A 24922-nucleotide genomic window follows, 5' to 3' on the forward strand; every position below is an offset into this window, starting at 1 on the left:
GAAGGGAAACACCATGCGGACTTACTTCTTCGCCGCAGCGGCCCTTGTGCTCGCCGGCTGCTCCTCCGAACCCGAGGCGCCGACCGAGACGGCCGACGAGTTCGCAGACCGTATCGGTGGCGGCGATGCCTCTTCTCCCGATGCCGCGCCGTCCAGTTCGCTCGACGCTCCGCCTCCTGCGCCGATGGCACAACTTGGCGCGCCCAAGCCGGTGCCGACGAAGTTCCAGGGCGTGTGGGATTTCATCGACGGCAATTGCTCGCGCGATTCCGACCTGCGGCTAGAGATCGGCGCCAACAGCCTGCAGTTTTACGAATCGATGGGCACGGTGAATGGCTACGAACAACCGAACCCGGACACTGTCATCCTCAACCTTGCCATGGAGGGCGAAGGCGAGCGCTGGGAAGAACGCACCCGCATGTCGCTGGTCGACGGGGGCAAATTCCTCGTAATGAGCGATGTCTCCGGTTACGGCTCCGGCCAGGGCATCCGCCGCAAGCGCTGCAGTTAAATGCGCTTTAAATTTCGCAGCAGCCGCTTAGTCTGCGGGCGTATGACGATGGAGAGGCTTATGTTCCCGCGACTTTTCCTGACAAGCTGTGCGAGCGCCGCGCTGGCAGGCTGCATGACCGCGGCGACCCCGCCCGGCGAAACCCCAGAGCCGGTCGAGCGGCTGCCGGGCGAAGACAGTCCGTGCCGATCGCAGCCCGCACAAGCTTTCGTGGGCAAAATGGCGACGGCGGAACTGGGCGCGCAGGTCCATGCCGAGACCGGTGCGCGGATATTCCAGTGGGTGCCGCCCGACAGTGCGGTGACGATGGATTATCGCCCCGATCGGGTGCGCGTATCGTACGACCGTGCCATGATCGTCACCAATATTCGCTGCGGTTAAGTCGTTGACAAGGGACGGATATCCGTCGACCCTCGATAGCAAGTCAAACGGAGCCTCCGCATGAATGCTAGAATCTTCGTACCCTTGCTGGCATGTCTTGCGCTGCCAGTGTCGGCAGCACAAACGAGCGATGGGGAAGACGCGTTGGCGGCCGAGGCCCAGCCGCCGGAATTTCCGCAGGAAATGTGGGGCGTTTATGGCCGCAACAACCATGCCTGTCGCTATCGCGGGATGGATATCGAAGGCAAGATCGGCATCCGTGGCAACAAGATCGTCGTCGAGGGCCAGCCCTTCGACCTTTACGAAATCGACCAGGTCAGCAACCGGATGCTGGTCGGCGAATTCGTCGCACCGGGCGGCTGGAGCACCAGCGGGGTACGCATGAGCTTTCAGCTGCTGCGCAAGAACAAGATGTGGCACAGCACCTACGAGGGCAAGCCCGCGCCCAAGATCGGCTACGTCCGCTGCAACAGGCGCTGACGCCGGCGCGATGACGGAGCGCAGCCGGACCTCCTCGGGCTCGCCGTTCGAGCAGCAATTCGGATTCTGCCGCGCAATCAGGGTTGGCAAGCGGATCATCGTGGCCGGGACAGGTCCGATCGATCCGGATGGCCGTTCGACTGCTGGCGACGCAGCGGCACAGGCCGAGCGCTGTTGTGCGCTTATCGTCGCGGCGATCGAGGATTTGGGCGGCACCGCGCGCCATGTCGTCCGCACCCGCATGTTGTTGACCGACCCCGCGGACCAGGAGGCCGTAGGCGCCGTCCATGCGCGCTGGTTCGGCGAGGCCAGGCCTGCCGCAACAATGCAAGGCGTTGCCTGGCTATGCCGACCGGAATGGAAAGTGGAAATCGAGGCCGAAGCAATCCTCGATTGAACCGACGCGCACCCCCTTCCCTCGACTCTCTCGCGGCGCTAAGCCCCGCGCCATGACTGGACAATTCGCTCTCACAGACGACCAACTGGCCATCCAGGAGATGGCGCAGCGCTTCACCGCCGACAACATTACGCCCCATGCTGCGGAATGGGACGAGCAGCACCATTTCCCCAAGGACGTAATCAAGCAGACCGCCGAGCTCGGCTTCGGTGCGATCTATGTCAGCGAGGAATCGGGCGGGATCGGCCTCGGCCGCCTCGAAGCGGCGCTTATCATGGAAGCCATGGCCTATGGCTGCCCGACGACCAGCGCCTTCATCTCGATCCACAACATGGCGGCGTGGATGATCGACCAGTTCGGCGGACAGGGCGTCAAGGACAAGTACCTTCCCGACCTCGTCACGATGGAAAAGATCGCCAGCTATTGCCTGACCGAGCCGGGCAGCGGTTCGGACGCTGCGGGTCTCAAGACCAGCGCGGTGCTGGACGGCGATCATTACGTCCTCAACGGCACCAAGCAGTTCATTTCCGGCGGCGGCGTGAACGACGTCTATGTCACCATGGTTCGCACGTCCGATCACAAGACCAAGGGCATCACCTGCCTCGTGATCGACAAGGACACGCCGGGCGTCAGCTTCGGCGCGCCGGAAAAGAAGCTCGGCTGGAACGCCAGCCCGACAGCGCAGGTCATTCTCGAAGATGCCCGCGTGCCGGTCGAGAACCGCGTCGGCGACGAGGGCGAAGGCTTCCGCTTCGCCATGATGGGTCTCGATGGCGGCCGGCTGAACATTGGCGCATGCTCGCTCGGCGGCGCACAGCGTTGCCTCGACGAAGCGGTCGCCTACACCAAGGAACGCCAGCAATTCGACCAGCCCGTGGCCGATTTCCAGAACACGCAGTTCATGTTGGCCGACATGGCGACCGACCTCGAGGCGGCGCGTGCGCTGCTTTATCTTGCCGCGGCCAAGGTGACGGAGAACGCGCCCGACAAGTCGCGCTTCTCCGCCATGGCCAAGCGGTTGGCGACCGACAATGGCAGCAAGATCGTCAACGACGCGCTGCAATTGTTCGGCGGCTACGGCTACCTCAAGGACTATCCGATCGAGCGGTTCTGGCGTGACCTGCGCGTCCATTCGATCCTCGAAGGCACCAACCAGGTCATGCGCATGATCGTGGGCCGCGACCTGCTGCGACAGGGGTGAGCGAAATGACCGACCAAGTCCTGATCCACAAACACGGCCGCGTCGGCCATATCTCGCTCAACCGGCCGAAGGCACTCCACGCGCTGACGCTAGAGATGTGTCATGCGATGAGCGCGGCGCTGGCCGATTGGGCGGATGACGACGAGGTCGAAGCCATCATCCTTGACCACGCCGAGGGCCGTGGTTTCTGCGCCGGCGGCGATATCGCTTTCCTGCGCAATTCGGCTCTGAACGATGGCGGCGTGTCGGGCCGGAAGTTCTTCCACGACGAATACCAACTCAACCACCAGATGTTCACCTACGGCAAACCGATCGTGGCGTTCATGGACGGCATCACCATGGGCGGCGGCGTGGGCATTGCCCTGCCCGCCAAGTTTCGCGTCGCGACCGAGAACACCCGCTTCGCCATGCCGGAAACGGGCATCGGGCTGTTCCCCGATGTCGGCGGTGGCTGGCACCTGTCGCGCCTGGGCGGTCGGCTCGGCCAGTTCCTCGCGCTGACTGGCGCGCGGCTCGACGGAGCGGAGTGCTTGTGGGCGGGCATCGCCACGCATTACGTACCGAGCGAGATGCTCGCCGAACTGAAAGCGCGCATCATCGAGAAGCCCGATCGCATTGCGGGTATTCTGTCCGAACCGGTGGGCACCCCGCCCAAGGCGCGGATCGAAGGCAATGCCGACAAGATCGCCAAGCACTTCGCCAGCGACCGCTACGAGGATATCCTCGCCAGCCTCGAAGCGGTGATGGACGAAGACGAATGGGCGGCAAAAGAGCGCGACACGCTCGGCACCAAGAGCCCGCAGACCTGCAAGGTCGCGCTGCGCCAGCTGGCAGAGAGCAAAAGGCTGACCGACTTCGCCGACAACATGCGCATGGAATATCGCATCGCGTCGCGCGTTATCATCCGGCCCGATTTCGCGGAGGGCGTTCGCGCCGTGATCGTCGACAAGACAGGCGATCCCAGATGGGACCCGCCGACGCCCGAAGAGGTCACCGAGGAATTGATCGACAGCATCTTCGCGCCTCTGCCAGAGGGGGAGGAATGGGTGCCGCTGACCTGATGGTCGTCCCAGCGCAGGCTGGGATCTCTGTCCGCTTGGTCGGACTTTGCTGAGAAAGATCCCGGCCTTCGCTGGGATGACGGAGTTGAAATGAGCTACGAAACCATCCTGACCGAAACCGACGGCGCGGTGACCATCATCACGCTCAACCGGCCCAAGGCGTTGAATGCACTCTCAAGCGTCGTGCTGGAAGAACTGATCGACGCCTTCGCTGCGTATCAGGCAGACGACAGCCAGCTTTGCGCGATCCTGACCGGAAGCGGCGACAAGGCCTTTGCCGCAGGTGCCGACATCAAGGAAATGAGCGAGAAGGCCGCGGCCGATTTCTACCTGCAGGACTTCTTCGCCAAGTGGACCAGCCATATCGTCAAGACCACGCGCAAGCCGTGGATCGCAGCGGTCAATGGCTTCGCGCTGGGCGGCGGGTGCGAGCTGGCCATGATGGCCGATTTCATCATCGCCAGCGAAAACGCCAAGTTCGGCCAGCCCGAGATCAAGCTCGGCGTCGCCCCCGGCATGGGCGGTAGCCAGCGGCTGACGCGCGCGGTCGGCAAGTCGAAGGCCATGGAAATGTGCTTGACCGGCCGGATGATGGGTGCGGAAGAGGCCGAGCGCAGCAACCTTGTCGCCAAGGTCGTGCCGCATGAGGAACTGATGGCCGAAGCCAAAAAGACCGCCGCACTGATCGCCTCGATGCCGCCGATGGCCGCGATTGCGAACAAGGAAATGGTCAACAGCGCTTTCGAAATGACACTCGACCAAGGCTTGGTGCAAGAGCGCCGCCTGTTCCAGATCCTCACCGCGAGCGAGGACAAGAAGGAAGGCATGGCCGCGTTTATCGACAAGCGTGACGGAAACTGGAAGGGGCGCTGACGCCATGAAGGGGTATTCGGTCCTGCTCGTCCTCCTGTGGCTGGCGCTGGCTGCTTATACTGCCGTCACTGTGGCCAATCATGGACTGGGGCTGCTGCCGATCTTCTTCGGCGACATCGCCACCATGGCCTGGCCGGGCCAGTTCAACTTCGACTTCCTGCTGTTCCTCGTTCTATCGGCAAGCTGGACCGCATGGCGGAACCGGTTTCGGGCCTCGGGCCTGCTGCTCGCAGTGATCGCGTTCTTCGGCGGCGCGGGCTTCCTCTTTCCATACCTCACCTACCTGATCTGGAAGCATGACGGAAACGCTGCGGCGATCATGCTTGGCGTCGACTACCCCGGGAAGGACACATCATGAGAATCGCATTTATCGGCCTCGGCAATATGGGCGGCGGGATGGCCGCGAACCTCGTCAAGGCGGGGCACGATGTGCAGGCCTTCGACCTCAGCCAGGCCGCGCTCGATACGGCGAAAGACAATGGCTGCACGCCCTTCACCTCGATCAAGGACACATGCGAAGGCGCAGAGGCGGTCGTCACGATGCTGCCCAATGGCGAGATCGTCCGGCAGGTCTACGTCGACGATGTCATCGGCAGTGCGCCAAAAGGTGCCGTGCTGATCGACTGTTCGACGATCGACGTCGCAACGGCGCGGCAGGTCGAAGCGATTGCGGTTGGCGCGGGTTACGAGATGGTCGATGCGCCGGTCTCCGGCGGGATCGCGGCGGCCAACGGCGGCACGCTGACATTCATGGTCGGCGGGACCGAGAGCGCCTTCGGCCGCGCCAAGCTGATCCTCGAAGCCATGGGCAAGGCCGTGATCCACGCCGGCGACGCAGGCAACGGCCAGGCGGCCAAGATTTGCAACAACATGCTGCTGGCGATCCACATGATCGGCACCTGCGAAGCATTCAGGATGGCCGAGAAGCTCGGCCTCGACCCCCAGACATTCTACGACATCTCTTCTGTCAGCTCGGGCCAGAACTGGTCGATGACGAGCTATTGCCCTGTCCCCGGCGTCGGCCCGCAAAGCCCCTCCGATAATGATTACCAGGGCGGTTTTGCCACTGCGCTGATGCTGAAGGATTTGCGTCTGGCGATGGAAGCCGCGGAAACGGCGGATGCGGCCACGCCGATGGGCGCACGTGCGGCGTCGATCTATGAAGATTTCAACGGGGCAGGCAACGGCGGACTGGATTTCAGCGCCATCATCAAGATGCTTTAGCAATCGCATCCAGGTGCATCACGACCACAACGCACTCGTTTTTTACTGGACCCGAAGGGCACGAGGCAGCCGCGATGCGGTTTCGGTCGTAACAAAACTGTCACCCGTGCACTAGCGCGATTCAGCGATTAGTGGAAAAATCATTCGCGTTCGATCTCATTTATGACCCGGCTGAGCCAATCGCGAGGTTCACGGCGCTTGCCTATTGGTGCCACGAACTCCTGCCCGCGCGCGACGCTGCGCAGCTTTCCACCGCGAAGCCAGCGCTCCGCGCGGTCGTGATAGGATAGCCCGCCCCGCCTCAACCAAGCCGGGCGGCGCCAAAGGCTGGGCGGTCCATCCGGAACCGTGAGGCGAAGCATGGGACTTGCCGAAGCGGCCATGCGTCCGCGGCCGCGATAAATCACGTCGTTTTTGGCATGCATCCCGAGAGCGTGTGGATGGCCCTGCTCGACGAGGGAGCTGCGCACGCCATCGTCGCAGTGCTGCAGATCGACGATCTCACAGAGTTCGAGGTAGCCAAAGATGCGGTGATGGGGTTCGCCGGTTTCTTCCTCGCGGAAGAGGCCGAAAAACACGAAGACATCGCCTATCCCCACACCCTGATTGGCAAGATGGGTCTGCGCGGCGCCGCACTGCCCGAACAGACAGCTGCCGTCATCGAAAAACATCGGGTCGTGATGGCAAAAGTCTTCGCGCGATATCCTGCCCCGACTGGCAGTCTCCGCAGCCTCGCCCAGGCCCAGATCGCGATAGCGCGTGCACGACCATCCGCCGCTGGGGATCGGTAGCGAGACCGGTCGTCCGTCGATAATCGGCGAAGCGCCGCCCCCCGCCGCGCTGTCGAAACCCTTGCGGCTAAAAATGATGCGCATGCGCGACACTTTGTTGCATGTGGCAAGTCTGCGCAAACTTGCGTAAAGGTCAACTCTCTGTAGGAGCGCGCCCTATGACCCAGAAAGTCACAGCCCTGATCATGGCCGGTAAACGGTCCGGCATCCTCGACCCGCTGGCCGAACGCGCGGGCGTTAACCAGAAATGCGTCGTCCCGGTCGGCGGCAAGCCGATGATCCAGCACGTCGTCGAAGCCGTTTCCGCCTGCGACCGGATCGACAAGATCCATGTCGTCGCGCACGAGCCTGACGAGATCGCCGAAATCCCGATCGTCGCGGAATTGCTCGCGTCGGGTCGGCTTGTATTCAAGCCGGGCGCCTTCAACCTCGTCGACAGCGTATTCGCCGGGGCCGAGGGGGCGGAGTTTCCGCTACTCATCACGACGGCCGATAATTGCCTCGTGACCCCGGAAGGCTATGCCGAATTCGTAGAGAAGGCGCTCGCCGCTGAGGCCGGTGCCGGAGCGGCCCTCGCGCGCAAGGAAGATGTCATCGCCGCCGACCCTGAAGGTCAGGCCAAGTTCTACCAGTTCAAGGACGGTGGTTTTTCCAACTGCAATATGTACTGGATCGGCAGCGAAGGCGCGCTCGGCGCCGCCGAAGTCATGCGCGGCGGCGGCCAGTTCGTGAAATTCCCGAGCCGCATCGCCAAGGCCTTCGGCTGGACGAACCTGCTGCGCTTCTATCTCGGCGGCGGCAGCAAGGAGAAGCTGTTCGAACAGGTCTCCAAGCGGTTCGGCTACAAGCTGGTGCCGATCGAGATGTCGAGCGGCGAGTTTGCCATCGATGTCGATAACGAGCGGACCTTCCGCGTGACCGAGAAGCTGCTCGCCAAGCGCGCGGCGGCCGGCTGAATCCAGGCCCACCACGTGCGGCGCATCTTCAAGAACATGGGCTGGCTGCTCAGCGGGCGTGGCTTCAACGCCGTGCTCAGCCTGGCCTATCTGGCGCTGGCGACCCGTACGCTGGGCCTCGATGGTTTCGGTTATTTCGCGATCATCGTCGCGCTGGGACAGACGGTCACCGGCCTTGTCAATTTCCAGACCTGGCAATTCGTTGTACGCTGGGGTGCAGGGACCGATGGTCCTGCCCGCGCGGCTGGATTTGCGGTCGGGCTGGACCTGCTCTCGGCCTTCGTCGGCGCGATCTTCTCCGCGATACTGGTTTATACCGCACAGCTCTGGCTGCCGTTGCCGGACGAATTGCTGTGGGTCGCTTTCGGCTATTGCATCGTTTCGCTGCTGGCGATCCGGTCGACCCCTACCGGCCTCTTGCGGCTGCGGTTCGAATATGGCCGCGCGACCGCGGCAGAAGCAGTCCAGCCGCTGATACGGGCGATCGGTGCGGGGCTCGCAGTTTTGTTCATGCCCTCGGTCACGGGCTTCATCCTCGCCTGGGCAGCGGCCGAAGTGTGCGTAGCGGCAGCGCTGTGGTACGCCGCCTTGCAGAAGGACAAGCTCGACCTCGGCGAAGTCAGCCTCACCGCCATTCCCAACGCGCATCCCGGCGCATGGCGCTTCGTCCTCTCGACCAATGCGCTCGGCAGCCTGCAAATCGCGGCGAAGCAGGTGATGATCCTCGCGGTGGGCGCCATCGGCGGCGAAGCGTTCGCCGGCGGTTTCCGCATTGCCAGCCAGTTGGGTCAGGCGCTGGTGCAGCTCGCGCAAACGATCTCGAAAGCGATCTACCCCGAACTGGTCCATGCGCAGGAACGTGCTGCCGAGATCGCCCGCCGGATGGCCAATGTCGCTCTGTTAGGAGGTGCCATAGCTGTTCTGGTTGCGCTGCTGTTCGGACGCGAGGCGCTGGTCCTCATCGCCGGACAAGGCTTCCGCGGCGTCTATTGGGCGATGGTGATCCTCGCCATTGGCGGCGCGGTCGAATTGGTCGGCGCCAGCCTGGAGTCGCTGCTCGTTAGCGCCGGGCGTGCCGGCACGGCCTTTATCGTGCGGGCGGTACCCATGGCGCTTGCGTTCGCGCTGCTCGAAACCGCCATGGGCTGGCAGGAATTGAAAGGCGCAGCGCTCTGCCTGCTCGGCGCGAGCGCGCTCGCCGTGATCGGCTTCTGGGTCGCGATCCTCGGCCAGCAGGGCATCCGCATCGAAGTCGACGGCGACGACGAGCGCGAAACGCGCGCAGCCAAGTAGGCGTTAGCTCCCGCCCTGTTCCGTCATCGTCGGCTTACCCGCCGGCGCGGTCTCCCCCTGCCACGCCAGCATCGGCTTGCGCGCGGCCTGCGTTTCGTCGAGACGCCTGCGCGGGGCGTAGTAGGGTGCTTCCTTCAAGCTCTCATCGCCCGCCTTGGCCCGCTCGGCGACCGAGCGAAAAGCTGTGATGAACTGGTCGAGCGCGGCCTTGCTTTCGGTCTCGGTCGGCTCGACCAGCATTGCGCCGTGCACCACGAGCGGGAAGTACACCGTCATCGGGTGATAGCCTTCGTCGATCAGACCTTTGGCAAGATCGAGTGTGGAAAGGTCGCCCGTAAAGCCTCTATCGCTAAAGAGCGCTTCGTGCATGCACGGCCCCGACTTGCCGAAGGGCGCGTCGAGCACGTCTTCGAGGCTACGCAGCACGTAATTGGCATTGAGGACCGCGTCTTCCGCGACCTGCTTCAACCCGTCGGCCCCATGGCTGAGGATGTAGCTGAGCGCGCGGGTGAACATGCCCATCTGTCCGTGGAACGCGGTCATGCGCCCGAAATGCTGCATCCGCCCGTCGAAATGTTCCTGCGAAAATCTCTCGGCATCTTCTTCTTCGATGAGATGCACCACGCCGTCTTTGGTGCGGGCGGTGTAGGGCAAGGGCCCGAAGGGCGAGAGGGCTTCGCTGAGCACCACGGGCCCGCTGCCCGGTCCGCCGCCGCCATGCGGAGTGGAGAACGTCTTGTGCAGGTTGATGTGCATGGCATCGACGCCGAGATCGCCCGGCCGCACCTTGCCGACGATGGCGTTGAAGTTCGCGCCGTCGCAATAGACGAAGCCGCCCGCTTCGTGGACCGCATCCGAAATCGCCTTCATGTCGCGTTCGAACAGCCCGCACGTATTGGGATTGGTGATCATCACCCCGGCCACGTCGGGTCCAAGGCGCTTTTTCAACGCGTCGAGGTCCACACGGCCCTCCGGCGTCGCCGGGATATCCTCGACCTTGTAGCCGGCAAAGGCGGCGGTCGCCGGATTGGTGCCATGCGCGCTTTCGGGCACCAGGATCACTTCGCGCGCGTCCCCGCGCGCCTCCAGCGCGGCGCGGATGCACAATATGCCACACAGTTCGCCATGCGCGCCCGCCTTGGGGCTCATCGCCACGCCGTGCATGCCGGTGAGGTCGATCAGCCAGAATGCCAGTTCGTTGATGACTTCCAGCGCGCCGCGCACCGTGGCCACGGGTTGCAGCGGATGGATATCGGCAAATCCCGGCATCCGCGCGACCTTCTCGTTGAGGCGCGGATTGTGTTTCATCGTACAGCTGCCGAGCGGGAAGAGCCCGAGGTCGATGCCGTAGTTTTGCCTGCTGAGGCGCGTGTAATGGCGCACCGTTTCCGGTTCGGTCAGGCCGACGAGGCCGATAGGCTCGGATCGATCCAACCCACCGAGGCGTGACGAACTTTCGCCTGAATTCTCCGGCAGGTCGACGCCGGTCGTTTCGGCATGACCGATCTCGAACAACAGCGGTTCCTCCAGCATCAGAGCGCGGTTGCCGGTGGTGGTGGCCGGACCGTTATGGAGGCCATCTTCGCCTGCGGGGACCATGGCGGGCTTCCAGCCCGATGCGTTCGGCGCGTTCATGCCAGCACCTCCTCGAGAGCGGAGCCGAGGGCTTCGATGTCGTCCTCGCTCGTGGTTTCGGTCGTTGCGACGATGAGCGCATCGGACAGCCGCTCGACATCGGGATAGAGCCGCCCGAGCGAGACGCCTGCGAGCACGCCCTTGTCGGCGAGGGTGCGCACAATTTCACGCGCATCCTGCCCGACCTGGATCGTGAATTCGTTGAAGAACGTATCGTTGAGCACAGTGACGCCCGGCACTTTTGCCAGCCGGTCCGCCGTCAAGCAGGCCAACCGGTGGTTCTCAGCCGCCAGCCGTCGCAATCCGACCTCGCCGAGCAAGGTCATATGGACACTGAAGGCAAGCGCGCACAGGCCGCTGTTGGTGCAGATATTGGAGGTCGCTTTCTCGCGGCGGATATGTTGCTCGCGGGTCGAGAGCGTCAGGACGAAGCCACGTTTGCCCTCGGCATCGACGGTCTCGCCGCACAGGCGGCCCGGCATCTGGCGCACGTGCTTCTTGTCGCGCACCGCGAAGAGGCCGAGATAAGGCCCTCCGAATTGCAGGCCGACCCCGAGTGACTGGCCTTCCCCCACTACGATATCCGCGCCCATCTCTCCCGGCGACTTTATCGCGCCAAGCGCCACCGGCTCGGTGTTGACGACGATCAACAGCGCGCCCTTGGCATGGGCCGCTTCGGCGATTTCGGTGAGGTCGGCAATGCGGCCGAGAATATCGGGATACTGCACGACGACGCAGGAGGTGTTCTCGTCGATCCGCGAGGTTAGGCCGGCATTGTCCGGTGCCGCCTGGATGGCGGGCTGCGCGTCGGCGATTTCGAGGCCGAGATATTTCGCCATGGTCTTGGCGACTTCGGAATAATGCGGGTGGAGCGCGCCCGACAGCACCGCGCGGTTCCGCTTGGTTACGCGGCTGGCCATGCTGATCGCCTCCCAGCATGCGGTCGAGCCATCGTACATCGAGGCATTGGCGACTTCGCAGCCATAGAGCTTGGCGACCTGCGTCTGGAATTCGAACAGCATCTGCAGCGTGCCCTGCGCGATTTCCGGCTGGTAGGGCGTGTAGGCGGTCAGGAATTCACCGCGCTGGATGATGTGGTCGACGCTGGCCGGCACGTGGTGGCGATAGGCCCCGGCCCCGAGGAAAAACGGCACGTCACCTGCGACGAGATTTTTCGCCGCCCGCGCCCGCATGTGCTTTTCGACCGCCATTTCGCTGGCATGCATCGGCAGATCGCGGATCGGCCCGTCGAGCCGCGCCTCTTTGGGCACGTCCACGAACAGGTCGTCGATTGAGGACGCGCCGACGACGCTGAGCATCTCGCTGCGATCGGTATCGGTCAGGGGTAGGTAACGCATGGTGCCATCTCGTCATCCCAGCGGACGCTGGGATCTGTTGCAGTGATGTCCGATAAGGCGGACAGATATCCCAGCTTGCGCTGGGATAACGGTTAAAGTTCGTCGCAGAATGCCTTGTAGGCTTTCGCGTCCATCAGCCCATCGAGTTCGGATTTGTCGGCGACGGTCATGCGGAAAAACCAGCCTTCCTCCTCCGGCGAGGTGTTCACCAGCGCGGGGTCTTCTTCCAGCGCGGCATTGGCTTCCATCACCTCGCCGGTGATCGGCGCGTAGACGTCGCTCGCGGCCTTGACGCTCTCTACGACCGCCGCTTCCCCCCCCTTGTCGACATTACTGCCGACCTCGGGCAGCTCGACGAAGACGATATCGCCCAGCTGCTCCTGCGCGTAATCGGTGATGCCGACCGTCGCGAGGTCGCCTTCGAGATCGATCCATTCATGTTCATCGGTAAAGTAACGGGCCATGCTCTCTATTTCCCTCGATAGTAGCGGTGGGGTACGAACGGCATCGGCACGACGGTCGCGGGCAGACGCTTGTTGCGAACTTCGATTTCGACCTCGGTGCCTTCGATGGCCTGCTCTCGTGCGATATAGGCCATGGCGATCGGATAGCCGAGTGTGGGCGAGAAGCCGCCACTGGTAACGCGGCCGATTTCGGCATCGCCGATATAGACCAAGGCACCTTCGCGGGCAGGCATACGGCCTTCGATCTTCAGGCCGACGCGCTTGGTTTCGGGACCGCTCATAAGCGCTTGCGCTATGCGTCCGTGGCCCATCCACCCGCCGGTCTCGCGGCGCGACTTGGTGAGGGCAAAAGTCAGGTCGGCGCTGACGGGATCGGTCTCGACCGTGAGATCGTGGCCGTAGAGCGGCAGGCCTGCCTCCAAACGCAAGCTGTCGCGTGCGCCGAGCCCGGCAGGCCTGACCCGATCGTCGGCCACCAGCGCTTCGGCCAGCTGTTCGATATGGCTGGCCGAGATATTGATCTCGAAGCCGTCCTCGCCGGTATAGCCGCAGCGCGCGACGCCGATCATGTCGCCCCTCCACTCGAAGCCCGTGCCCTGCATGAAAACGAGCCGCTCCGCGACGCCCGGAAAGACCGTCTCGAGCGCTTCGGCAGCCTTCGGCCCCTGCAGCGCCACAAGGCCGCGCCCATCGAGATGGTTCATCGTGATTTCGTCGGGCAGGTGTTCGCGAAGGTGGGCGATATCGTCCCACTTGGTCGCTCCGTTCACGACGAGGTAGAACTCTTCGACATCCTCGCGCGACATGTTGGTGACCATCAGGTCGTCGAGAATTCCGCCGTCTTCGTTCAGCAGCAGCGTGTAGCGGATATTGCCGGGTTTCAGCGACGACAGCTTGCCGGGAACGAGCGCCTCGAGCGCCTCGGTCGCGCCTTCGCCGCTGATGACCAGCTGGCCCATGTGGCTGACATCGAACAGGCTGGCACTTTCGCGCGTCCAATTATGCTCCGCGACGATGCCGCCGGACGGGCCGGTATACTGGATCGGCATTTCGTAGCCGGCGAACGGCACCATGCGGGCGCCCTGCGCGCGATGCCATGCATCGAGCGGCAGCTTGGCCAAATCCTGGGTGTCGGTATCGCTCATCAAATTCCCCGGCACAGCAACGCTTCGAAGTGAAGCGCTGTTCCGCCCCCTCTGTCGGGAAACCTGAGAGCATCGTGCGGGCCGGGTGATCCGCACTTCCCCCTTCGGTGGCATTGGCCGCAAAAGCCGCTGCGCTTTCCAGAGTGTCAGCCGGTCCAGCGGTCCGTGGGCCTGAGAGATTCCGGGGCGGTTGCTCCTTCGGCGTCGCGCCGCGAAGCGCGAACTCTCCCGCTGGTCCGTCCGGCAGAATCGCTCCCGCCGAAAGACGGATGCTGCATGCGCGAAACGGCGGGGCCGGTCAATCGAGATTGGGCCTCAGCCACCGTTCGGCAGTCGCGATATCCACACCGCGACGCTGCGCGTAATCTTCCAGCTGGTCGCGGCCGATCCTGGCGACGCCGAAATATTGGCTTTCGGGATGCCCGAAGTAGAAGCCGCTGACAGCCGCTGTCGGATACATCGCGAAGCTTTCGGTCAAAGTCAGGCCAACGTTCTTCTCGGCGTCGAGCAGGTCGAACAGGATCGGCTTGAGCGAATGATCGGGGCACGCCGGATAGCCTGGCGCCGGGCGAATGCCGCGATACTGCTCCTTGATCAGCGCCTCGTTGGTGAGCTGCTCGTTCGGTGCATACCCCCACAAATCGGTGCGGGTATGCTGGTGCAGGCGCTCGGCAAAGGCCTCGGCGAAGCGATCGGCCAGCGCCTTGAGCAGGATGTCCGAGTAATCGTCCTTGTCGGCCTGGAAGCGCGCGCTATGCGGTTCGATCCCGTGGATGCCGACCGCGAATCCGCCAATCCAGTCGCCGGCGGGATCGATGAAATCGGCGAGGCAGAAATTCGCCCGGTCGCGGCTCTTCTTCACCTGTTGGCGCAGGAAGGGGAGCAGGACATGCTCTTCCTCCTCGGCAAGGTGGATCGTCACATCGTCGCCGTCACGGGCGCATGGCCAGAGCCCGGCCACGCCCTTCGCCGTCAGCCAATTCTCCTCGACGATATGGTCCAGCATCTGCTGCGCATCCGCGAACAGGCTGCGTGCAGTTTCGCCCACCACTTCGTCGTCGAGTATGCGCGGATAGGTGCCGTGCAGTTCCCAAGCGCGGAAGAACGGCGTCCAGTCGATATACTCCCGAAGGTCGGCGAGAGACCATTCGTCGAAAGCATGCACTCCCGGCTGGAGCGGCGGCGCAGGCTTGTCGCTGAGATAGGCGTCGTAGAAATTCGCCCGTGCCTCCTCGATGGTGAAGAGCGCGCTCTGCCCCTTCCCTTCGCGCACATCGCGGACGTGCTGGTAATCGCTGGCGGTCGTCTCGACGAATTCGTCGCGCTGGGTGTCGGACAGCAGCCGACTGGCGACACCGACGGCGCGGCTCGCGTCGAGCACGTGAATGACAGGGCCCTCATAGGCGGGATCGATCTTGAGCGCGGTGTGAACCTTGCTGGTGGTCGCGCCACCGATCAGCAGCGGCATGGTCATTCCCGCGCGCTGCATCTCCTCGGCCACGCTCACCATCTCGTCCAGCGAAGGGGTGATAAGGCCGGACAGGCCAATCATGTCGGCCTTGTTGTCGTTCGCGGATTTGAGAATGTCCTGCCACGGGACCATCACGCCCATATCGACCACGTCGTATCCGTTGCACTGCAGGACGACGCCGACGATGTTCTTGCCGATATCGTGAACATCGCCCTTGACGGTTGCCATGATGACCTTGCCCTTGGCCTTGCGCTCGGCCTCGGGCAGCAGGTCTTTCTCCGCCTCGATAAACGGGATGAGGTGTGCGACCGCCTTCTTCATCACGCGCGCGGACTTCACGACCTGAGGCAGGAACATCTTGCCGCTGCCGAACAGGTCGCCGACGACATTCATGCCGTCCATCAAAGGGCCTTCGATGACTTCGATCGGGCGACCGCCCTGCTCTGAGGTGAGCGCACGCATTTCCTCGGTATCGTCGACAACATGCGCGTCGATGCCCTTGACCAGCGCGTGTTCGAGCCGTTTCTCGACCGCCCAGCCGCGCCATTCCTCGGCCGCCTTTTCGTCGGCGACGGACCTGCCCTTGTAGCTTTCCGCCAGATCGATCAGCCGCTCGGTCGCATCGGGCCGAAGACAAAGGATCACATCCTCGCACGCCTCGCGCAATGCAGGTTCGATATCGTCGTAGATATCGAGCTGGCCGGCGTTGACGATGGCCATGTCGAGCCCGGCGGGAATCGCGTGATAGAGGAACACCGAGTGCATCGCGCGGCGCACGGTTTCGTTTCCGCGGAAACTGAAGGACAGGTTGGACAGTCCGCCGCTGGTCTTGGCATGCGGACACGCCGCCTTAATCTCGGAAACGGCCTCGATGAAGTCCAGCCCGTAGCGATCATGCTCTTCGATGCCGGTCGCCACAGCGAAGATATTGGGGTCGAAAATGATGTCTTCGGGCGGAAAGCCGATGCTTGTCAGCAGGTTATAAGCGCGGGTGCAGATCTCGACCTTGCGCTGCTTGGTGTCCGCCTGGCCGGTCTCGTCGAAGGCCATGACGACCGCAGCCGCGCCATAGTCCATGCATTTGCGCGCGTGATCGAGAAACTCCTCCTCGCCTTCCTTCATGCTGATCGAATTGACGATCGGCTTGCCGGAGACGCATTTCAGGCCCGCCTCGATGACATCCCATTTGGAACTGTCGATCATCACCGGCACCCGGGCGATATCGGGTTCGGCGGCAATCAGCTTGAGGAAGGTGGTCATGGCGTGAACCGCGTCGAGCAGGCCCTCGTCCATGTTGACGTCGATCACCTGCGCGCCGTTCTCGACCTGCTGGCGCGCGACGTCGACGGCGGTCGCGTAATCGTCCGCCATGATGAGCTTCTTGAACCGGGCCGACCCGGTCACATTGGTGCGCTCGCCGATATTGACGAAGCGGGCGGTATTGCGATCGCTCATGCCGTCACCAGATCGCGCGCGAGGACGACATCGTCGTAATGCTTGCCGCCGACATCGAAACGACGGGTGCCGATCTGGCGGAAGCCTTGCTTGGCGTAGAACGCGATGGCGCGGGCGTTGTCGTCCTTCACCCCGAGCAGCAGGCGCTCGTGCCCTTGGGAACCAGCGATGGCTGCATCGAGCAGGAGCTGGGCGACGCCCGAGCCGTGAAAGCGCGACAGGACGTAGATCTTTTTGAGTTCGATATCGCCCTGGCGCGCTGCCTCCAATTCGGGTTGGGTCAGCAAGGCATAGCCGACTGGCGCAGCATCAAGTTCAGCCAGCCAGCCGCGTGCGTCGTCCTGCAGATATGCGCGCAGATAGTCCGGCGCGTGCTGCGTCTCGCAATGTTTCACCAGCGCATCGCCATCGATCATGCCGGCGAAGGTTTCGAGGAAAGTCGCACTGGCGACCAGCGACAGGCGACCGGCATCGCCCGGCGATGCTTCGCGGATCGCGACCTGGTCAACGATGCCAACCGTCATGCCGCCACCGAGAAAGGCTCAAGCCCGGCCAGTCGCATCTCCGACACCGCGTCTGGGACCTGCCGGGGTTCGACGCCCTTCACTGTTTGGGCGATTGCCGCGATGTGTTCCGGTGTCGAACCGCAGCAGCCACCAAGAATGTTCGCGCGCCCGTTCTCGGCCCAGACCTTGAGCAGCGAGGCCGTCGTTTCGGGCATTTCGTCATATTCGCCAAGATCGTTGGGCAGGCCTGCGTTGGGATAGGCCATCAGCAGCGTATCGGCGATGTTCGACAGGATCTGCACATGCGGGCGCAATTGCTCGGCACCGAAGCTGCAATTGAGGCCGATCGTGGCGGGCTTCGCATGCCGCACCGTGTTCCAGAATGCCTCGACGGTATGACCCGACAGATTGCGCCCGGACAGGTCCGTCAGCGTCAGCGAGATCATCAGCGGGATCTCCTCGCCGCGCTCGCGCTCGAGCTGCTTCACCGCCATGATCGCGGCCTTGCAGTTGAGCGTGTCGAATACCGTTTCGATCAGGATGAACTCGGCCCCGCCTTCCAGCAAGGCCGCCGCCTGCTCGCGATAGACGTCGACGATCTCATCGAAGGTGACTTCGCGGAAACCGGGGTCCTCGACATCGGGGCTGAGCGAGAGCGTCTTGTTGGTCGGACCCATGGCACCGCATACGAAGCGCGGGATGCCGTCTTTCGCTGTCGCATCGTCGCAGGCCTCGCGAATGATCCGCGCAGCCGACGCGTTAATATCATGCACCAGCCCTTCGGCGCCGTAATCGGCCTGGCTGATCCGGTTGGCGTTGAAGGTGTTGGTGGCGAGCACGGTCGCCCCGGCCGCGATATAGCTGTCGCAAATGGTGCGGATCACCTGCGGCTGGGTGAGGTTGACGAGGTCGTTATTGCCCTTCTGGTCCTGCACCAGCCCGGTGTCGCCTGCATAGTCCTCTGCGGCGAGCTTCGCGCGCTGGATCTCGGTGCCATAGGGCCCATCCTTGATCAGGATGTTCGCCGCCGCCGCCTCGCGGAGTTTCGCCAGCGCGCTCATGCTGTGGCTCCCTTGGGGCGCAGGCCGAGCATGTGACAGATCGCGTAACTCAATTCGGCGCGGTTGAGCGTGTAAAAGTGGAATTGCCGCACGCCGCCCGCATAGAGCCTGCGGCACAATTCGGCGGCAATCGTGGCGCTGACCAGCTGGCGCGCTTCGGGCCGATCATCGAGCCCGTCGAACAGGCCAGCCATCCAGTCGGGAATGGCGGTGCCGCACAGGGTCGACATACGCTGGACTGCCGCGAAGCTCAGCACCGGCATAATCCCCGGCACGATCTCGCCATGGATGCCTGCCGCCGCCGCTTCGTCGCGGAAGCGGAAGAAACATTCCGGATCGAAGAAGAATTGCGTGATCGCGCGGGTCGCCCCGGCATCGAACTTGGTCTTGAGGTTGGCGATATCGGCCTGCCGGTCGGGCGAGTCCGGATGCACCTCCGGATAAGCGGCGACGGAAATCTCGAAATCGGCGACCTTCTTCAATCCCGTGATCAAATCGGCCGCATTGGCATAGCCGCCGGGATGCGGCGTATAATGCGCCGCTCCGTCGGGCGGATCGCCGCGCAGCGCAACGATGTGGCGAATGCCCTCGTCCCAATAGTGCCGTGCGACCTCGTCTACTTCCTCGCGCGTTGCCTGTACGCAGGTGAGATGCGCAGCAGCGGGTATGCCCGCCTCGCTCTGTATCCGTACGACCTGTTTGTGTGTGCGGCTGCGCGTCGAGCCGCCAGCGCCATAGGTCACCGATGCGAAGCGCGGGCCGAGCGGCTTGAGCGTCTCGACGCTACGCCAGAGCGTTTCGCTCATCTTGTCGGTCTTCGGCGGGAAGAATTCGAAGCTCGTTTCGATGTCGCCGGGCAGCCCGGAGAACAGAGGGCTATCGTGCGCCGTTTGCGCTTCGTGCTGCGGGTCGAGCGGGGGCGGCGCGGCGGTCATGCGGGTGTCTTTTCGTACGAGGGGGTGACGTGAGGATTGGCGATACGGGTGCCAAGCCAGACCTTCACGACCAACTCATCGCCGTCGAGCGCAATTGGCTTGGCCGGGGTAAAGCCAGCATTGCCAAGCAACTCGCGCATCTGCGCATCGGCGAAACCGAGCCGGGCATGCTGGAACTGCTCGCGCAACTCCTCATGCGTGTGGGCGGCGAAATCGACGATGGCAATGCGGCCCTTGGGCCGGATGACACGTGCTGCCTCAGCCAAGGCCCGCGCCGGATCGTGCGCGAAGTGCAGCACCTGGTGAAACAGCACGGTATCGAAAGCAGAATCGGCGAAGGGAAGCGCCTGGAAATCGCCTTGTACCAGCTCGATCCTGTCGGTCGGCAGGTGCTGCAGCTTGGCCCGCGCGACCCGCAGCATCTCCAGGCTCTTGTCGAGCGCGACAATATGTTCGGCGTTTTGCGTGAACAGCTCGGCCATGCGGCCGGTTCCGGTGCCGATATCGAGCAATCGCCCGAGCGCATGACCTTCGAGCGCTGCCACCAGCGCTTTCTCGACCGCATCATCCGGACTGTGCATCCGGCGCATCCGGTCCCATTCCTCGGCGTGTTCGGCGAAATAGTTCTCAGCGCCAGCTTCGCGGTTCTTGCGGATCGCGGCGAGGCGGCGACGATCGGCTTCGCAGGCGCTGGCAAATTCCGGGTCGGCAGCCTCGGCTCGCACGAGAACCGCGGCGACGCTCTGCCGCATCTCGTCTTCGCTCAGCATCGAACGCAGGAATACCCAACTGCCCTCGCGCCGCCGCTGGGCCAGCCCGGCATCACACAGGATGGCGATATGCCGCGAGACCCGGGGCTGGCTCTGCCCCAAAACCTGCGCCAGTTCGCCGACGGCGAGTTCCATCGTCCCGAGCAACTGCAATATCCGCAGCCTCGTCTGGTCCGCCAACGCGCGCATGGTCGCTTCGATCAACATCTCCGCCCACATATAAAGACATCGTTATATCGGCAAGTGAGTTTCTCTGCTTACGCCCAAAGCGAAGCAATGTTACGCGCCGGCGCAGATCGAGGAGAGAAAAGCATGCAATACGCCCAGTTCGGCAATACCGGCCTCACCGTTTCGCGGCTGTGCCTTGGGTGTATGAGCTTCGGCGATGCGGCGGCCGAAGGCCACGACTGGACGCTGAGCGAAGAAGAATCGCGCCCGTTCTTTCGCCAGGCGCTGGAAGCGGGCATCAACTTCTTCGATACCGCCAATGCCTATTCGGGCGGGACAAGCGAAGAGATTACCGGCAAGCTCCTCACCGAAATGGCGCGGCGCGACGAGGTCGTGATTGCCACCAAGGGTTTCTTCCGTTGGCGGCAAGCGCCCAATGCCGGCGGCCTGTCGGCCAAGGCGCTGATCCACGCGGTCGACGACAGCCTGCGCCGGCTCGGCACCGATTACATCGACCTTTACCAGATCCACCGGCTCGACCCGCTGACCCCGATGGAAGAGATCGTCGAGACGCTCGACATGATCGTGCGCAGCGGCAAGGTGCGCTATGTCGGCGCGTCCAGCATGAATGCCTGGCAATTCCAGAAGATGCTCCACATCGCCGAGCGCGGCGGGTTCAAGAAATTCGTCTCGATGCAGAATTACGTGAACCTGCTCTATCGCGAGGAAGAGCGCGAAATGCTGCCGCTGTGCCGCGATGCGGGGATCGCGGTGACGCCGTGGAGTCCGCTCGCGCGCGGCAAGCTAACGCGGCCCGCTAGCGAAGGCGGAACCAAGCGGGCGGAGACCGACCGCTTGATCCCGGCTCTCTATTCGCGGACCGAGGACGCTGACAATGAGGTCATCGGCGCGGTCGAGGCCATCGCCAAGGCGCGCGGCGTGCCGATGGCGCAGGTTGCGCTGGCGTGGGTGCTGCAGAAGCCGGGCGTGACCAGTCCGATCGTCGGTGCGACCAAGCCAAAGCATATCGAAGATGCCGTGGCTGCGGTCGAATTGCAGTTGAGCGAGGAGGAAATCAGGCAGCTCGAAGCGCCCTATGTCCCACATCCCGTTATGGGTATGTTCGACATGCCGGTACCGGAATTGAAGGTATCGGTTCGCGGCTGATGGACCTCAGTCGCACGGCGCGACAGTAAGGTCCTCGACCACGACCGAGCCTTGCTCCTCGACGGTAATTTCGTAGTCCTGCGCGAAGCAAATCCCCAGCCGCCTCGCTTGTCCGGCATCGAGCGCCACGCTGTAGTTGCCCGGTAGGACCCGCTCGAAGAAGTAATATCCGTCGACTTCGGACTTGGCCGAGGCGGCCGTTTGGCCCTCGCTGTCCTTGAGCAAGAGGCGGACGCCGGAGACCGAGCGCTGCTTGCCACCTTGAGCGATGGTGACCGTGCCTTCGACTTCGCTCATCTCGACGATCGGGACATCGATCTGCTGGATACGCCCGGCCCTGGGCACGATCTCCACACCCGGCTGGGTGGTAGCGAGTGTTATGTCGGGCAGCGTCCCTTCGTCGATCCGCACACTGACCGGGCGCCCGTTGCCCAGACCGCGCAAGCGGGCGACGCCATCCGTGTCGGTGCTGGCGGTGGAGTTGAACGCGGCGAAGCCGATCTCCGGCATGGGCTCGTCCTTCGGTCCGTAAACACCGTCGGCATCCAGATCGCGGAAGGCCCGGATCGAGGCGGTACCGCTCCCGGCAAGGCTTTCGCGACTGGTGAAAAAACGCCCGGTGATCGGGTCGCGCCCGAAGCTCAGTCCCAACCGCAAGCCGACCGCGTGCGCTTTCGTATCGAAAGCGTAATTGCCGTCGAGCGACAGACTGAAGCGGTCGAAATCGCGGCGGACGGACGCCGAGACCGAAGTCGAGCGCGAACCGAAGACGTAGCCGAGCGAGCCGCTTACCGCCATCCGGTCGTCGATCCGGTGATCGACGTCGACCGAGGCCGAGAGAATATCGAGATCGGGCACCAGCGAATAGGCCAGCGACGCCCTAGCCCGGGTCTTGCTACGCCCGAACGTCGCCAGATCGAAATTGCCGACGAGCTGGGAAAATGCGTTGAAACCGGGCCCCGACGTGCGGACGTATTCGAAGGTGTTGGACACCAGCGCACCGGGGATGCGGGTCGATGCCCGGACCGACGCCGACGATTGCTTGCGCCCACTGGCGAACTCAAAATGGCGAAGCCGCGCAGTGATCGGTATGTTGAGACCGCTCACGTCATTGCCGATGACGATGCCGGTGTTGACGTCAAGCTCGGTCGCGCGGTCGAGAAATCCGATATTGGCAGTGCGTGTCTCGTCGCGGAAGGGGCCGGAATATTCGACGTGGGTCAGCGTGAAGGCGGAGCGGCCGAGCTGGCCGCCGATGCCGCCGCTGAAGGCGTAGGCTCCGCCATCGGCCGCAGCGACATCGCCTCGCAGAGCAAAGCGCCCGATGCCGCTGCGCAAGCCCGCCGTCGCGGTCCAGCGATCGTCGGCGCCATTCTGGTACGAGGCTCCACTGATCACGCCTGTAAGCGAAGAGCTGATGCCGTAGCCGACCTCCGCCACGGCCCGCCAATCGCCGAAGTCGGTCGGCGGGATAAATTGCGGATCGCGCACGCCGAGCAGGTTCTGGTCCTTCTGGACGGCGCCGACACGATAGACGACCTGGCCCTTCGAAAGCCGACCGTCGCCCACCGACAGGCTGCGGACTTCCTCGTAGCGCTGGCCCTGTGGCCCGTAGAACACCAGCCGGAAGACATTCAGCCCGAAATCGACTGGCACCTGCAGGAACTCGTAGCGCCCGTTGACCCGGTCGGCGGTCGATCCGACAAGGATGTCGTTGCGATAGAGCTCGACTTCGTAGCCATCCTGCAAGACGCCGCGCAGGTCGATCCGGTCGAAGGCGGAGACGAGTTCCAGCGGGGCATTGGTGACGGAAAACCCGCGGCCGGCAACGCTTCTGAGGCCCAGCGGCATGGCGGGGTTCGAGACATCGCCCAGCGCGAATTCCGTCGCCTGCAGGGGGCCGAGCAAGGCACCATCGGGATCGCGGCGACCCAGTTCGACCAGCGAGGAAACCAGGCCATCGCGCGTATCGGCCGAGAAGAAGCCCTGTGCGGTCAGGAAGGCAAGGTCGCCCCCGAGCAGCAGATCACCCTCCAAGCGCTCGCCACGGGTGGAGTCCGAGACGGCGCGCAATTCGACATCGGCCGACGGGATGCTGGCGGGAAGATAAGGCGTGGTGACGCGCGGCCATTCTTCCATCGGCGCGGCAACGCCGCCGGCAAGACGCGCGCGGTTGCGCTCGCGCTCGGCCCGCTCCTGGAAAGGAAACTTCTCCAGCGTCTCGACCAGCACGGCTTGAGAGCGCAGATCGGTGCGAATCTTGACGGGGATGAACCGCGCGAGGTCTTCCGCGCGCAGATACATCTCGTCTTCGAAAGCCACCGCGAAGGCGGGCCCGATCGGGCGTTCCTCGCCTTCCCATGTGAGGATATTCTGGCGCAGGTCGATGCCGAGGACCCGATCCTCGCGCAGGACCCAGCCGAAGGCATAGCGCCCGCCATCGCTGATCCGCACCGCCAGATCGAGAATGCGGACGAGCGTGCCGAGTGGCAGGTAGATGCCCTGCTGTGTGCCATAGGCGATGATCGCATCGGAGCCGTCGGAGCCCTTCACCTGCACTTCCAGGATCAGCTCGTCCTGATAGCTGAAGATGGGGGATTCCGCCGAGACATCGGTATCGAGCGAGCGCGATTGCATCAGGGCGGTCTGCTCGCCTGCCGCGTCCCCGGTGCCAGGCAGCCCCAGTGTCGTTCGCAGGCGCTGTTGAGGGATCGCAGCGGCCACTTCCGGCGCTGCCGCGCTCGGTGGAGGCGATTGCGCAGATAGTCCCTCATCGTTGGCGGGCGCCGGTATCTGCGTCGGGGGACGCGGAACCGCAAGCGAAACCATCGCCGTTTGCGGCGGCCTTTCGGGGATCGCCGCTGCGACACTGGGGCCGGCAGCGGACTGACGATCGCGCGTCGTCTCGGGAGCCGCGCCGGGGTCGCCGTCTGCTTCGGTCGCTGCGCCTTCCCCTGCCCGCACCGCAATCGAACGCCGAGCCGTGTTGGGTTGGTTGGACGGACCAGACGCTGCCTCGGGCGCACCGGTTTCGGCAACACGCGGTGACGGTGCTTGGACAGGAAGCTCTTTGCTCTCAGCCGGTTCTTCGGGTTCGGCAACCTTCGGCGGACCAGCGGCTGTTACAGGTGCGGGATCAGGCTCAGCTTTGCGCTCCACCCGCTTCGAACCGTCGCTCGGGATCGGTTCGGAAACTGCAAGAAGCTGGGGCCGCGCCTTGGCATCCTCCGCCGTGGCTGTCCTGACCGGCGTGCTGGCGTCAGAAGACGCCGGAATGCCGTCCGTTGCAAAATCGGCGGCGGTCAAATGCGGCAGCGAAGCGCGGTTTGCCTCCAGGTAGAGCGCCACGAGGTCGGGATCGGAGGCGCGCTGGCGCGTCGTTTCGGGCGAGGACGCCACGATCTCCTTATCGGGCGAGGCGGCGCGTGGAGCGGGTTGCAGCCCCGACGTCTTGCCGGACGATGATGCGAGCGCGATCTCAGTCGTATTCGCCGGATCTTGCGCGGCGGCTCCAGCGCCGATGATCGGCACCGCCCAGGCGCTTGGCCTTTCAGGCGGGCGCCACGCCGCCCGCACCCAGTCGGACGAACCGAGATCGCGTGGAAACAATGCCTTGGTC

The 24922-nt window shown here is 63.8% G+C and carries 23 protein-coding genes and 1 riboswitch; of the genes, 12 read left to right on the forward strand and 11 right to left on the reverse strand.

Features of this window, described 5'->3' with window-relative positions:
• The first annotated feature begins 13 nt into the window (after positions 1–13).
• The 9 genes from EL2594_RS14940 to mmsB all read left to right on the forward strand — a co-directional run bounded on the left by EL2594_RS14940 (position 14) and on the right by mmsB (position 6128).
• Positions 14–511, forward strand: coding sequence for a hypothetical protein (locus EL2594_RS14940; protein WP_155806030.1), 498 nt, complete (start codon positions 14–16; stop codon positions 509–511).
• A gap of 60 nt (positions 512–571) precedes the next feature.
• Positions 572–892, forward strand: coding sequence for an I78 family peptidase inhibitor (locus tag EL2594_RS09875; RefSeq protein ID WP_041685965.1), 321 nt, complete (start codon positions 572–574; stop codon positions 890–892).
• A 60-nt stretch (positions 893–952) separates the two neighbouring features.
• A complete protein-coding gene (locus EL2594_RS09880; protein ID WP_155806032.1) occupies positions 953–1372 on the forward strand; it encodes a hypothetical protein in 420 nt (139 codons plus the stop codon).
• Positions 1373–1382: 10 nt separating this feature from the next.
• Positions 1383–1769 (forward strand): RidA family protein, encoded by a 387-nt coding sequence (locus tag EL2594_RS09885; protein ID WP_011414923.1) that lies wholly within the window; start codon positions 1383–1385, stop codon positions 1767–1769.
• Positions 1770–1821: 52 nt separating this feature from the next.
• Entirely contained in the window at positions 1822–2970 is a 1149-nt protein-coding gene (locus EL2594_RS09890) for an acyl-CoA dehydrogenase family protein (RefSeq protein WP_011414924.1), read from the forward strand.
• 5 nt (positions 2971–2975) lie between these two features.
• Positions 2976–4031 carry an enoyl-CoA hydratase/isomerase family protein gene (locus EL2594_RS09895; RefSeq protein ID WP_041685967.1) on the forward strand — a complete coding sequence of 352 codons (1056 nt, stop codon included), beginning with the start codon at positions 2976–2978 and terminating at the stop codon, positions 4029–4031.
• A gap of 90 nt (positions 4032–4121) precedes the next feature.
• Positions 4122–4904 carry an enoyl-CoA hydratase-related protein gene (locus tag EL2594_RS09900; RefSeq protein WP_011414926.1) on the forward strand — a complete coding sequence of 261 codons (783 nt, stop codon included), beginning with the start codon at positions 4122–4124 and terminating at the stop codon, positions 4902–4904.
• 4 nt (positions 4905–4908) lie between these two features.
• Complete coding sequence (locus tag EL2594_RS09905; RefSeq protein ID WP_011414927.1) at positions 4909–5262, forward strand: hypothetical protein; 354 nt, start codon at positions 4909–4911, stop codon at positions 5260–5262.
• Entirely contained in the window at positions 5259–6128 is an 870-nt protein-coding gene (mmsB, locus tag EL2594_RS09910) for a 3-hydroxyisobutyrate dehydrogenase (RefSeq protein ID WP_011414928.1), read from the forward strand. The genes EL2594_RS09905 and mmsB overlap by 4 nt, the downstream gene beginning before the upstream one ends.
• A gap of 140 nt (positions 6129–6268) precedes the next feature.
• On the opposite strand, the gene EL2594_RS09915 is transcribed toward mmsB, so the two are convergent.
• Entirely contained in the window at positions 6269–7003 is a 735-nt protein-coding gene (locus EL2594_RS09915; protein WP_041685254.1) for a hypothetical protein, read from the reverse strand.
• A gap of 74 nt (positions 7004–7077) precedes the next feature.
• Here EL2594_RS09915 and mobA point away from each other — a divergent pair, with 74 nt between their 5' ends.
• Both mobA and EL2594_RS09925 read left to right on the forward strand, forming a co-directional pair.
• Positions 7078–7875, forward strand: a complete 798-nt coding sequence (gene mobA / locus EL2594_RS09920; protein WP_011414929.1) for a molybdenum cofactor guanylyltransferase — start codon at positions 7078–7080, stop codon at positions 7873–7875.
• 15 nt (positions 7876–7890) lie between these two features.
• Positions 7891–9168, forward strand: a complete 1278-nt coding sequence (locus EL2594_RS09925; RefSeq protein ID WP_011414930.1) for a lipopolysaccharide biosynthesis protein — start codon at positions 7891–7893, stop codon at positions 9166–9168.
• A gap of 3 nt (positions 9169–9171) precedes the next feature.
• Here the strand turns inward: EL2594_RS09925 and gcvPB are convergent, their stop codons facing one another.
• The 9 genes from gcvPB to EL2594_RS09970 form a co-directional block, all read right to left on the reverse strand.
• Positions 9172–10803, reverse strand: a complete 1632-nt coding sequence (gcvPB, locus tag EL2594_RS09930) for an aminomethyl-transferring glycine dehydrogenase subunit GcvPB (protein ID WP_011414931.1) — start codon at positions 10801–10803, stop codon at positions 9172–9174.
• The gene (gene gcvPA, locus EL2594_RS09935) at positions 10800–12161 is read right to left on the reverse strand and encodes an aminomethyl-transferring glycine dehydrogenase subunit GcvPA (protein WP_011414932.1); all 1362 of its coding nucleotides are present in this window, start codon (positions 12159–12161) and stop codon (positions 10800–10802) included. Before gcvPA ends, gcvPB begins: the two co-directional genes overlap by 4 nt.
• Positions 12162–12253: 92 nt before the next feature.
• On the reverse strand, positions 12254–12625 hold the full coding sequence (gene gcvH / locus EL2594_RS09940; protein WP_011414933.1) for a glycine cleavage system protein GcvH: 372 nt from the start codon (positions 12623–12625) through the stop codon (positions 12254–12256).
• Positions 12626–12630: 5 nt separating this feature from the next.
• A complete protein-coding gene (gcvT, locus tag EL2594_RS09945; protein ID WP_011414934.1) occupies positions 12631–13770 on the reverse strand; it encodes a glycine cleavage system aminomethyltransferase GcvT in 1140 nt (379 codons plus the stop codon).
• Positions 13771–13919: 149 nt separating this feature from the next.
• A riboswitch (glycine riboswitch) is annotated at positions 13920–14011 on the reverse strand.
• Between the two features lie 57 nt (positions 14012–14068).
• Positions 14069–16696: a methionine synthase gene (metH, locus tag EL2594_RS09950; protein WP_011414935.1), complete on the reverse strand. Its 2628-nt coding sequence runs from the start codon at positions 16694–16696 to the stop codon at positions 14069–14071.
• Positions 16693–17220, reverse strand: coding sequence for a GNAT family N-acetyltransferase (locus EL2594_RS09955; protein WP_011414936.1), 528 nt, complete (start codon positions 17218–17220; stop codon positions 16693–16695). The genes metH and EL2594_RS09955 overlap by 4 nt, the downstream gene beginning before the upstream one ends.
• Positions 17217–18263, reverse strand: a complete 1047-nt coding sequence (locus EL2594_RS09960) for a homocysteine S-methyltransferase family protein (protein WP_011414937.1) — start codon at positions 18261–18263, stop codon at positions 17217–17219. Before EL2594_RS09960 ends, EL2594_RS09955 begins: the two co-directional genes overlap by 4 nt.
• Entirely contained in the window at positions 18260–19198 is a 939-nt protein-coding gene (gene metF / locus EL2594_RS09965; RefSeq protein ID WP_011414938.1) for a methylenetetrahydrofolate reductase [NAD(P)H], read from the reverse strand. The genes EL2594_RS09960 and metF overlap by 4 nt, the downstream gene beginning before the upstream one ends.
• Positions 19195–20175, reverse strand: coding sequence for an ArsR/SmtB family transcription factor (locus tag EL2594_RS09970; RefSeq protein WP_041685971.1), 981 nt, complete (start codon positions 20173–20175; stop codon positions 19195–19197). Before EL2594_RS09970 ends, metF begins: the two co-directional genes overlap by 4 nt.
• A 105-nt stretch (positions 20176–20280) precedes the next feature.
• On the opposite strand from EL2594_RS09970, the gene EL2594_RS09975 reads away from it, so the two are divergent.
• Positions 20281–21303, forward strand: coding sequence for an aldo/keto reductase (locus tag EL2594_RS09975; protein ID WP_011414940.1), 1023 nt, complete (start codon positions 20281–20283; stop codon positions 21301–21303).
• Between the two features lie 6 nt (positions 21304–21309).
• On the opposite strand, the gene EL2594_RS09980 is transcribed toward EL2594_RS09975, so the two are convergent.
• Positions 21310–24912, reverse strand: a complete 3603-nt coding sequence (locus tag EL2594_RS09980; protein WP_155806033.1) for a hypothetical protein — start codon at positions 24910–24912, stop codon at positions 21310–21312.
• Between the last annotated feature and the right edge of the window lie 10 nt (positions 24913–24922).

The organism is Erythrobacter litoralis HTCC2594, from assembly GCF_000013005.1.
In the GTDB taxonomy this organism is placed as follows: Bacteria; Pseudomonadota; Alphaproteobacteria; order Sphingomonadales; family Sphingomonadaceae; genus Parerythrobacter; species Parerythrobacter litoralis_A.

Coding starts and splice junctions, on each gene's coding strand:
- EL2594_RS14940 (WP_155806030.1), top strand. CDS start 14: ATGCGGACTTACTTCTTCGCCGCAGCGGCCCTTGTGCTCGCCGGCTGC.
- EL2594_RS09875 (WP_041685965.1), top strand. CDS start 572: ATGTTCCCGCGACTTTTCCTGACAAGCTGTGCGAGCGCCGCGCTGGCA.
- EL2594_RS09880 (WP_155806032.1), top strand. CDS start 953: ATGAATGCTAGAATCTTCGTACCCTTGCTGGCATGTCTTGCGCTGCCA.
- EL2594_RS09885 (WP_011414923.1), top strand. CDS start 1,383: ATGACGGAGCGCAGCCGGACCTCCTCGGGCTCGCCGTTCGAGCAGCAA.
- EL2594_RS09890 (WP_011414924.1), top strand. CDS start 1,822: ATGACTGGACAATTCGCTCTCACAGACGACCAACTGGCCATCCAGGAG.
- EL2594_RS09895 (WP_041685967.1), top strand. CDS start 2,976: ATGACCGACCAAGTCCTGATCCACAAACACGGCCGCGTCGGCCATATC.
- EL2594_RS09900 (WP_011414926.1), top strand. CDS start 4,122: ATGAGCTACGAAACCATCCTGACCGAAACCGACGGCGCGGTGACCATC.
- EL2594_RS09905 (WP_011414927.1), top strand. CDS start 4,909: ATGAAGGGGTATTCGGTCCTGCTCGTCCTCCTGTGGCTGGCGCTGGCT.
- mmsB (WP_011414928.1), top strand. CDS start 5,259: ATGAGAATCGCATTTATCGGCCTCGGCAATATGGGCGGCGGGATGGCC.
- EL2594_RS09915 (WP_041685254.1), bottom strand. CDS start 7,003: ATGCGCATCATTTTTAGCCGCAAGGGTTTCGACAGCGCGGCGGGGGGC.
- mobA (WP_011414929.1), top strand. CDS start 7,078: ATGACCCAGAAAGTCACAGCCCTGATCATGGCCGGTAAACGGTCCGGC.
- gcvPB (WP_011414931.1), bottom strand. CDS start 10,803: ATGAACGCGCCGAACGCATCGGGCTGGAAGCCCGCCATGGTCCCCGCA.
- gcvPA (WP_011414932.1), bottom strand. CDS start 12,161: ATGCGTTACCTACCCCTGACCGATACCGATCGCAGCGAGATGCTCAGC.
- gcvH (WP_011414933.1), bottom strand. CDS start 12,625: ATGGCCCGTTACTTTACCGATGAACATGAATGGATCGATCTCGAAGGC.
- gcvT (WP_011414934.1), bottom strand. CDS start 13,770: ATGAGCGATACCGACACCCAGGATTTGGCCAAGCTGCCGCTCGATGCA.
- metH (WP_011414935.1), bottom strand. CDS start 16,696: ATGAGCGATCGCAATACCGCCCGCTTCGTCAATATCGGCGAGCGCACC.
- EL2594_RS09955 (WP_011414936.1), bottom strand. CDS start 17,220: ATGACGGTTGGCATCGTTGACCAGGTCGCGATCCGCGAAGCATCGCCG.
- EL2594_RS09960 (WP_011414937.1), bottom strand. CDS start 18,263: ATGAGCGCGCTGGCGAAACTCCGCGAGGCGGCGGCGGCGAACATCCTG.
- metF (WP_011414938.1), bottom strand. CDS start 19,198: ATGACCGCCGCGCCGCCCCCGCTCGACCCGCAGCACGAAGCGCAAACG.
- EL2594_RS09970 (WP_041685971.1), bottom strand. CDS start 20,175: ATGTTGATCGAAGCGACCATGCGCGCGTTGGCGGACCAGACGAGGCTG.
- EL2594_RS09975 (WP_011414940.1), top strand. CDS start 20,281: ATGCAATACGCCCAGTTCGGCAATACCGGCCTCACCGTTTCGCGGCTG.